This is a genomic window from Cellulomonas pasadenensis (assembly GCF_047229365.1).
Taxonomy (GTDB): Bacteria; Actinomycetota; Actinomycetes; order Actinomycetales; family Cellulomonadaceae; genus Cellulomonas.
Genome location: NZ_JBFTEP010000141.1, coordinates 1 through 8,814, shown reverse-complemented (window position 1 = coordinate 8,814; position 8,814 = coordinate 1). Strand labels below are relative to the sequence as shown.

General features: G+C 78.0%; 5 protein-coding genes. 3 read left to right on the top strand and 2 right to left on the bottom strand.

Annotated features, from left to right (window positions below; translation table 11 throughout):
* The first annotated feature begins 97 nt into the window (after window positions 1-97).
* Complete coding sequence (gene mscL / locus AB6N23_RS15575; protein ID WP_412866912.1) at window positions 98-772, top strand: large conductance mechanosensitive channel protein MscL; 675 nt, start codon at window positions 98-100, stop codon at window positions 770-772.
* A gap of 79 nt (window positions 773-851) precedes the next feature.
* On the opposite strand, the gene AB6N23_RS15570 is transcribed toward mscL, so the two are convergent.
* Together AB6N23_RS15570 and AB6N23_RS15565 are read right to left on the bottom strand one after the other, a co-directional pair.
* A complete protein-coding gene (locus AB6N23_RS15570; RefSeq protein ID WP_412866911.1) occupies window positions 852-1,178 on the bottom strand; it encodes a hypothetical protein in 327 nt (108 codons plus the stop codon).
* A gap of 28 nt (window positions 1,179-1,206) precedes the next feature.
* Entirely contained in the window at window positions 1,207-5,760 is a 4,554-nt protein-coding gene (locus tag AB6N23_RS15565; protein WP_412866910.1) for a hypothetical protein, read from the bottom strand.
* A 531-nt stretch (window positions 5,761-6,291) separates the two neighbouring features.
* Here AB6N23_RS15565 and AB6N23_RS15560 point away from each other — a divergent pair.
* A complete protein-coding gene (locus AB6N23_RS15560; RefSeq protein WP_412866909.1) occupies window positions 6,292-7,593 on the top strand; it encodes an MFS transporter in 1,302 nt (433 codons plus the stop codon).
* A gap of 163 nt (window positions 7,594-7,756) precedes the next feature.
* On the top strand, window positions 7,757-8,602 hold the full coding sequence (locus AB6N23_RS15555; protein ID WP_412866908.1) for a DUF4397 domain-containing protein: 846 nt from the start codon (window positions 7,757-7,759) through the stop codon (window positions 8,600-8,602).
* Window positions 8,603-8,814 lie beyond the last annotated feature (212 nt).

The following is an 8,814-nucleotide window of genomic DNA, read 5'->3' as shown; positions in this document are numbered from 1 at the left end:
ACCGGTGCTGCTCGCGGAGGCGTCGGCCGCCGCCCGCCTCGTCGCGGTCGTCGTGCCATGATCGCGCCGAGGACCCCCCGGACGACGGGAGCACGGCATGAGCGGGCAGGCACGCGAGGGTTTGCGGGGGGCGGGCGACCGGCTCCGCGCGGTGGGCGGCAGCGAACCGGTCAAGGGCGTCGCGAAGGTGCTCCAGGGCTTCAAGGACTTCGTCTCGCGCGGCAACGCCGTCGAGCTGGCCGTCGGCGTCGTCATCGGCGCGGCGTTCACCTCGATCGTCGGTGCCGTCCAGGAGGGCCTGCTCAGCCCGCTCATCGGGTGGCTCTTCGGTCAGCCGAACCTCGCGGAGCTGTGGGACCTGGGCCCGTACTCGTGGCGCGAGGGCGCCGACATCGCGCCGATCCGCGTCGGGCTGATCCTCAACGCGGTCCTGCAGTTCCTGCTCACCGCGGCCGCGATCTACTTCCTCATCGTGCTGCCGCTGAACGCGCTGGCGGCCCGGCGCAAGAAGGGCCAGGAGGAGGAGCCGCAGGCGCCGAGCGAGGACATCCTGCTGCTGCAGGAGATCCGCGACCTGCTCGCGGCGCAGGCGTCCCCCGCCGTCGCGAACGACGCCGGACCGGGCGCGCAGCCCGCGACCGGTCCGGGCACGGGGACCGGCACGGGGACGGGCACGGGGACGGGCACAGGCACGACGCCCGGGACCACGCCGCCGAGCCGTCCCGGTCGCGACGTGCCCCCGAGCATCCCGCCGGGCGGCGCCCCCGCCTGACCCGGCCGCCGACCCGGCCGCTGAGCCGTCGGTGGCGGCGCGGCGTCGCGCGGGCACGCGCGGCCGCGCACCGTGCCGGTCACCAGTGCGGCGGTCGCTCCCGGCGCAGCCGCTCCTCGTTCGAGGACGGCTCCTCGCGGCCCCAGCCGCGGTCGCTGTCGTCGGCGGACCGCGTCGCCGTCCAGGGGTCCGGTGCGTCGACCGGTGCCGCGGGGACGGCCGGCGCCGACGCCGACGCCGACGCCGACGCCGATCGTGCCGGGACCGGCGCCGGGGGCTCGCCCGGTGCCGCGGGGACGGTCGAGCGCAGCACGGACTCGTCCGTGCCCACGGTGCCCGGCGGACGCACCGCGCGCCGCGGTGCGCGGCGCCGCGGCGTGGGGGTCGGTCCGGTGCCCGTGCTCATGCGTCGATGGTCGCGCGGACGGGCCCGGTCAGGCGAACGCGCGCGCCACGGCGGCGCGCACGACGGTGTCGACGCGGTGGCTGCGCCGCGTGATGCCGAGCTCGGCGCGCAGCGCGTCGGCCAGGGCGTCCCGCGTGCGGTCCTGCCCGTCCGACCGCAGCCAGCGCACCAGGTCGTCGAGCTGGTCGTCGCTGTAGGCCCCGATCGGCAGGCCCGGCCGCACGTCCGGGCGCGGCTGCGTCCGCACGGCGAGCACGAGCTGCTCGCCCGACGTCGTCGCCGGCTCACCGGGGGTGGGCGCAGGCGGCGTCGCGGGACGCAGCGGCGCGGGCGTCACCGAGGTCGCGCCGGTCGCCGGACGGGTCGCCGGTGTCGCGCCGGTCGCCGGACGCACCATCGGCACACCACCGCTGCCGGGCGACGCCACCGCGGGCAGCACACCCGTCGGCGTGCGGACCACCGGCGTCGCACCCGTCGGCGCGGGCGGCACGGCCGGGGTCGCCCCGGTCGCGGGACGCACCACCGGCGTCGCACCCGTCGCCGGCCGCACGACCGGCACCGCACCCGTCGCGGGCCGCGCGGTCACGTACGGCCGCACCCCGACCTCGACGTCGTCGGCCTCGGGCGTGTCCCGCACGACCGTCGGCACGGGACGCGACGGCGGCGCGGCCGCCTCGGGCCTGCGCTGCACGAGCCGCGCGTGCACCGCGCGGCGGATGCGGTCGACCTCGGCCTGCGGGTCGAGGAACGCGGCCGCGGACCACACGCGCACCACGGACCAGCCGAGACGCTCGAGGCGGTCGGCGGCGAGCCGGTCGCGCACGCGGACGCTGGGCTCGCGCACGTAGTCGTCGTCGTCGGTGAGGACCGCGACGAGCATCTCGTCGGGCAGCTCGGGGTGGCCGACGACGAGCGGGATGCGCACGCCCCCGGGCACGCCGTGGTCCACGTCGACGACGAGGCCGTGCTGCCACAGGCGCTCGGCGAGGTCGAGGACGAGCCGGTCCGGGTCGGCACCGCCGGTGGGGCGCTCGCCGTGGGGGTCGGCGGCGCGGGCGTCCGCCTGCCCGCGGTCGGCCGCGAAGCGCAGCAGGTCCGCGAGCAGCCGCGGACCGCCGTCGCGCACGCGCTCCGGGTCGAGGTCGTCGGCGCCGAAGCACGAGACGACGGTGAGGCGGTGGCGCGTCGAGCCGAGCGCGTCGAGCAGGAGCGCGTCGCCGCCGGCGCGGCTCACCGGACCGAAGGAGTGCAGCACGCGGCGGTGCGGCGTCCGGCCGAGCCCGAAGGACAGGATGACGGCCTCGCGGCGCAGGCCCGCGACGTTCGCGACGTCGACGACGACGAACGGCTCGGGCCGGCCGGCGTCGAAGAAGGACGCCAGCGCGGGGTTGTCCCGCACCTCGGCGAGCACGACCTCGCGCACGGCGTCGGCGTGCCGCGGCGAGACCGTGACGACGGCGAGCGACTCGTCGGGGTGCTGCAGCACGTGCTCGACGACGAGCTCGAGGACGCGGTCGACCTCGGCGCGCGTCGAGTCGACGGTCCCGCTCGTCGGGTCGGGCATGCCGGTGCCGTCGACGACGTCGAGCTGCACGAGCGGCTGCGCGGACGGCAGCGGCGTCGGGACGAGCACGCCGGCGTACCCGTGGGCGGCGAGGAACGCCGTGAGGTACGGGTCGCGGCGGGACGCGTCGGCGTGCAGCGCGACGGACGGCAGCACGTCGGCGAGCTCGCGCACCGAGGACCCCGACGCGCAGCGCGCGTCGCCGACGACGACGACCTGGCGGCCGCGGGCGATGGCCGGCAGCGCCGCCTCGACGGGCAGGTGCGCGGCCGCGTCGACGACGACGAGGTCGACGGTGCGCGCGGCGGGCAGCACCTGCGACACGAGCATGGGCCCGGCGACGAGCACGGGCCGCAGCCGGCGCGCGACGTCGGGGTACCGCCCGACGGTCTCGCGCACCGACGTGACGCGGTCGTCGACGAGCTCGGCGAACAGCCCCTCGGCCTGCTCGCGGTGCTGGCGGACCACCCCGGCGACGCGCGCGAGCGCGGCCGCGAGGACGGGTGCGGTGCGGCTCGTCACGTGCGCGCGGTCGAGCTCGGCGTACCGGGCGGACAGCGCGCCGAGCGCGGCGCCGTCGTACCCCGCGAGCGCCGGGTCGGCGGCCAGCACCTGCTCGAACACGGTGCTCCACCACGCCAGGTCGAGCTCGGCGGGCGCGAGGGCCGGGTCGACGCGGCGCGCGGTGAGGTCGTCGACGAGGTCGCCGAGGCCGGCGGCACGCAGGCCGTGCAGCAGGTGGGTGCGCTCGGGGAGCGTCTCGAGCGCGGCGGCGGTGTCCCGCAGCCGGCCGAGGCGGTCGCGCAGCTCCGGGAACGGCGTCGACGCGAGCCGGCCGCCCCCAGGCGTGCCGGCGAGGACCTCGGCGAGCGCGTCCACGTCCTCGCGGACGGCACGGTGCTCGTCCTCGATGACCTGGAGCGCGTCGGGCAGGCGCGGCCAGCCGCCGGCGGGGCAGTGCGCCTGCCACACCTCGCGCCGCGCCTGCACCTCGAGCAGCGCGGCGTGCAGGTCGGCGACGGGACGGCCCGGGCGCAGCATGTCCTTCGCCTGCTTGCGCAGCCGGCGGCGCACCCAGAAGCCCATCGGCACGTCGTGCTGCTCGCGCCACTCCTTCGACGCGGTGGCCGCCACGAGGTCCGCGGCGGTGCGCTCGAAGACCAGCGGCTGGAAGACGTCGAGCGACGCGCGGACGCCGTCGAGCATGCGCAGCTGCTCGGCCCAGCCGTCGAGGGTCGTCGCGGGCGTCAGGCCGGTCTCGGCCGCGACCTGCGCGACCCGGTCGACGAGCACGGGCAGCGACACGTCGAGCACGCGGTCGAGCCGGCGGCGCACCACCTGGGCGTCCGCGGACGTGCGCAGGTCCGCGCCGAACCACGGCGTGTCCTGCGGGCGCAGCGTGAACGCCTGCAGCTCGCCGGCGCGCACCAGGTCGCGACCGAGCCGGGTGCGGCGCTCGGCGTCGAGGACGCGCGCCACCTCCGGGTCGAGGCGCACGGTCGTGCGCGGCGTGGGGCGGGCGGACGTGAGCCGGGCCAGCTCCTGGAGCGCGTCGTACGCGGACACGTCCCAGGGCGCGCGGGCCACGTGCAGCGCGTCGACGTACCCGCGCAGGCGCTCCCGGTGCTCCACGAGGGACGCCCGCAGCGTGTGCACGGCCGTCATGTCGACGGCCGGCGGCTCCAGCGTCATCGCGCCCAGCAGGCGGCGGCCGGCGGCGGTCCGCCAGCCGGCGTGCGGCTCGACGTCGAGGACGAGCTCGCCGAGCCCGAGCGCCTCGAGGCGCGTGACGAGCGCCGTCGCGGCGCGCCGGTGTCCCGGTACGTAGAGGACGGTGCGGCCCTCGGCCGCGGCGTCGGCGACGATCGCGGCGAGCGTGCCGGTGACGTCGGCGCCCGTGGGCGCGTCGACGAAGACGTGCGCTCCCGACGCGACGACGTCGAGGACGTGCTGCTGCGCGGGGTCGAGGTCGCCCGCACCGCGCTCGACGGCGGGGTCGCGGTCGCCCGCGACCGGCTCGGGCAGCGGGACCGCGAGCGCCTCGCGCGCGTCGTCGAGGCCCGCGAGCGCCCGCACGACCTCGTGCCGGTCGAGGGCGCCGGCGAGCTGGTCGAGGTCGTCGACGAGGACCTGGCCCGGGTGCACGAACGTCCCGACGACGACCTTCTCGACGAGCGAGAAGTCCTCGAGCACGGCCTCGCCGAGCGACTGCAGGCGCTGCAGCGCACCGCGGGGGTCGAAGCCGGCGGCGGTGAACGTGCCGCGCGCGACCGCGGCCGGGTCCAGCAGCGCGCCGTGCCGGCGCAGCGCCCGCGCGAGCACGGGGTTCACCTCGAGCGACGGCTCGAGCGCGAGCTCGTAGTCGCCCTCGCCCGACCCGCGGGCCTGCAGCGTCACCGGGCGCAGCAGCACCGGCGCGCGCACCGTCCGCACCGCGTCCGCGCCGCGCGCGGGGCGGGTGTCGCGGGGGTCCGGCGTGCGGCGCGTGACGTGCGCGAGCGCGCCCACGTCGTCCGACGCCAGGTCCGCGGAGGACCGGTCGGTCCACGTGGCGACACCGATCGCGAGCGACGTCGGCGCGATGCCGTACCGCTGCGTGTACGTCGCGGCGCGCGCGCTCACGGCGCGGGCGCGCCGGCGGGCGCTGGACAGCGCCCCCGCCTCGCGCACGAGGTTGGACAGCCGTGTCGCGCGGCCCGCGAAGAGCTGCGCCATGCCGGACGGGTGCGCGGCGGACAGGTCGAGCGCCGCGTCGCCGAGCTGGTCGACGTCGGACAGCGTCGACGCGCCGGCGGCCTCGACGAGCGCGCCGCGCCACGTCGCGACGGCGCCCTCGAGCACCTCCGCCGGGGACGGCGGCTCGACGAGCGCGACCGGCGGGCCGCTGCGGCCGTCGTCGGTGACGGCGTCGCCCGCGGCGGGCGCGCCGTCGGGCCCCGGGGCGTCGGCCGGGGTCGTCTGCGGGGGCGAACCGGCCGGGGTCGGTCCCGAGCCGGGCGTGCGGGCGGGGACGGTCACCCTGGCACGGTAGACCGCCGCACGGCGTTCGTCCGGGCGGCCACGCCGACGTGCGCGCACCCCGTCGCCGCGTGATCACGCGGCGGACGTGGCGCCGCGGCGTCCACGTGCCGCCCTGCGGCGGGCAGCGCGCGTGGGCACGCCGGTGCGGGCGCAGGGCCCTGCCGGCGCGTCCCGGGCCTGACACGGGTCCCGACATGACGAGAGCGGGACGGGTGACCCGTCCCGCTCTCGTGGCCGCCGACCGGCGGGAGATTGAGAGACGGTGCGCACCGCGCAGGGGGCAGGCGATGCGCACCGTCGAGTACGAGTGTTGCTCATCGACCGACGTTGGTCAAACGTCCAGACCACCCCGCGCGGGTGAATCCGGCCACCCGTCCAGGACGCGCGTCCGCCCCCGCCGGACACATCGGACGAAGCGCTTCCCGCACGCCCGGCGGACGCGTTGGACGGCCCCCGCGCCGCCCTCCCCCGACGCTGTGCCTAGGCTGGGTGGGGCCGGACGACGCCGGCCTGGGAGGGACGGACGTGATGGCCGGCAGGCGCGGTGCCGTGGTCGTGTACACGGCGGCGGTGCTCGCCTACCTGGCGGCCGTCGTGCACCGCACGGCGCTCGGCGTCGCGGGCGTCGAGGCGATCGACCGGTTCGAGCTCTCCGCCACCGGCCTGGCGTCGTTCTCCGTCGTGCAGCTCGCCGTGTACGCGGCGCTGCAGATCCCCGCCGGCCAGCTGCTCGACCGGTTCGGCGCGCGCGTGCTCGTCGCCGGGGGGTCGCTCGTCATGGCCGTCGGGCAGGCGCTGCTCGCGTGGGCGGACGACGTGCCGACGGCGATCGTCGCGCGCGTCCTCATCGGTGCGGGCGACGCTGGGATCTTCATCAGCGCGTGCCGGCTGGTCGCGGAGTGGTTCCCGCCCCGGCAGGTGCCGGTGCTCGTGCAGCTGACGGGCCTGATCGGGCAGTCGGGGCAGATCGTGTCCGCGCTCGGCGTGGCGTGGCTGCTGCACGCCCGCGGGTGGGGCGTGACGTTCGGCACGCTGGCCGTGGTCGGCGTGCTCGTCGCCGCCGCCGCGTGGGCCGGCGTCCGCTCCCCCGCACCGACGACGCCCGCCGAGGCGATCGCGTCCGCCGCCCGGGCGCGGTTCCTGCACGCGGTGCGCGACGCCGCGCGGCCGGCCGGCACACGCCTCGGGTTCTGGTCGCACTTCGTCGCGCCGTTCAGCGCGAACGTCGTCGCCCTGCTGTGGGGGGTGCCGTTCTTCGTCACGGCGCAGGGCCGCACGCCGGGCGAGGCCAGCCTGCTCCTGAGCGTCCTGACGGCGTCGGCGATGGTGGCGGGTCCGGTCGTGGGCCGGTGGACGGCGCGGCACCCGCTGCGCCGCAGCTGGTCGGTGCTCGCGTCGGCCGTCACGACGCTGGCCGCGTGGGTGTGGCTGCTGGTGCCGGACACGCCGCGGCCGCTGGGGCAGCTCGTCGTGTTCTGCGTCGTCGTGGGTGCGGGCGGGCCGGTGTCGCTCGTCGGCATCGACTTCGCGCGGACGTCCACGGCGGCGGACCGGCTCGGCACCGCGACGGGGTTCGTCAACACCGGGGGGTTCACGTCGTCGATCGTCGGGATCCTCGCGGTGGGCGTCGTGCTGCAGGTCGCGTCGCCGCCCGGGGCGACGACGTACTCGCTCGACGCGTACCGGCTGGCGTTCGCGGTGCTGCTCGTGCCGTGGCTCGTCGGGGTCGTGGGCGTGCTGCGCAACCGCCGGCTCGCACGCGCCGACATGGCGGAGGCGGGCACGGTCGTGCCCCCGATCCGCGAGGTGCTGCGGCGCCGGCGCGGCTGACGGGCGAGCGCCGGGGCACGGGCGCCGCGGCCCGCAGCCGACGGCCCGTCGGGAACTCGTCCGAGAAAGATGCATCCGCATGCATCCAGGACGTGCCCACGGTCGGAAGTAGAGGTGTCAGCACGACACCGCCCGCCCCGCGGGCCGACCCTGGAGGACTCCCATGCGCGCTCGACCCCTCGCCGCAGCAGCAGGTTCGTTCGCCGTCGCCGCCCTGACCCTCGCCGCCGTGCCCGCCCAGGCCGCCGGCGCCGACGCCGCGCAGCTGTCCGTGCTGCACGGCGTGCCCGGCCTGACCGTGGACGTGTGGGTGAACGGCGAGCGCACGCTCGACGACTTCACCCCGGGCACGCTCGCCGGGCCGCTCGACCTGCCCGCCGGCACCTACACCGTCGCGATCACGGCGGCCGACGCGGCGGACGCGAGCGCGCCCGCCATCGGCCCCGTGGACCTGCCGCTGGAGGGCGGGGGCAACTACACCGCTGTCGCGCACCTGGACGCCTCCGGCAACCCGACGGCCACCCTCTTCACCAACGACACCACGCCGACGGCCGCCGGCCAGGGCCGGCTCACCGTGCGCCACGTGGCCGCGGCACCCGGCGTCGACGTCCTCGCGGGCGGCCAGGCGGCCGTCTCCAACCTGACCAACCCGAACGAGCAGAAGCTCGACCTGCCGGCCGGCACGATCTCCGCGAGCGTCGTCGCCACCGGCACCACCGAGCCGGCCCTGCTCGGCCCGGCCGACGTGGACGTGGCCGAGGGCGCCAACACGATCGTCTACGCGTGGGGCAGCGCCACCGCCTCGCCCGCGACGCTGGCGCTCGCCACGCAGGTCGTCGACGGCCTGCACAGCTCGCCGTCGGGCGTCCAGGCCGGCCAGGTCGGCCTCGTCGACGACACCCGCACCCAGCCGTGGCTGATCGGCGCCGGCGCCCTCGCCGTGCTCGCCGCCGCCGTCCTGGCCGTCACGCGTCGCACCTCCGCGGCGACCGTGACGCGGGGCCGCTGACCAGCACCCCGGCGCGGGGAACCGCGGCCCGGTGGCGGACGGGGCACGTCGTCCGCCACCGGGCCGCGGCCGGTCCCGGCGCCGTCACCGTCCGCCGGCCGGGCGCTTATACACATCTGACGCGGCCGACGATGCAATGAAGGTGTAGTGCGCGGGGGGGGCCGGCTGGGGCGAGGCGGGGGGGGGGGGGGGGGGGGGGGGGGGGGGGGGGG

What these genes read in the sequence shown, in the direction of transcription:
- AB6N23_RS15560 (WP_412866909.1), top strand. Translation starts at nt 6,292, where the DNA reads ATGGCCGGCAGGCGCGGTGCCGTGGTCGTGTACACGGCGGCGGTGCTC.
- AB6N23_RS15570 (WP_412866911.1), bottom strand. Translation starts at nt 1,178, where the DNA reads ATGAGCACGGGCACCGGACCGACCCCCACGCCGCGGCGCCGCGCACCG.
- AB6N23_RS15555 (WP_412866908.1), top strand. Translation starts at nt 7,757, where the DNA reads ATGCGCGCTCGACCCCTCGCCGCAGCAGCAGGTTCGTTCGCCGTCGCC.
- mscL (WP_412866912.1), top strand. Translation starts at nt 98, where the DNA reads ATGAGCGGGCAGGCACGCGAGGGTTTGCGGGGGGCGGGCGACCGGCTC.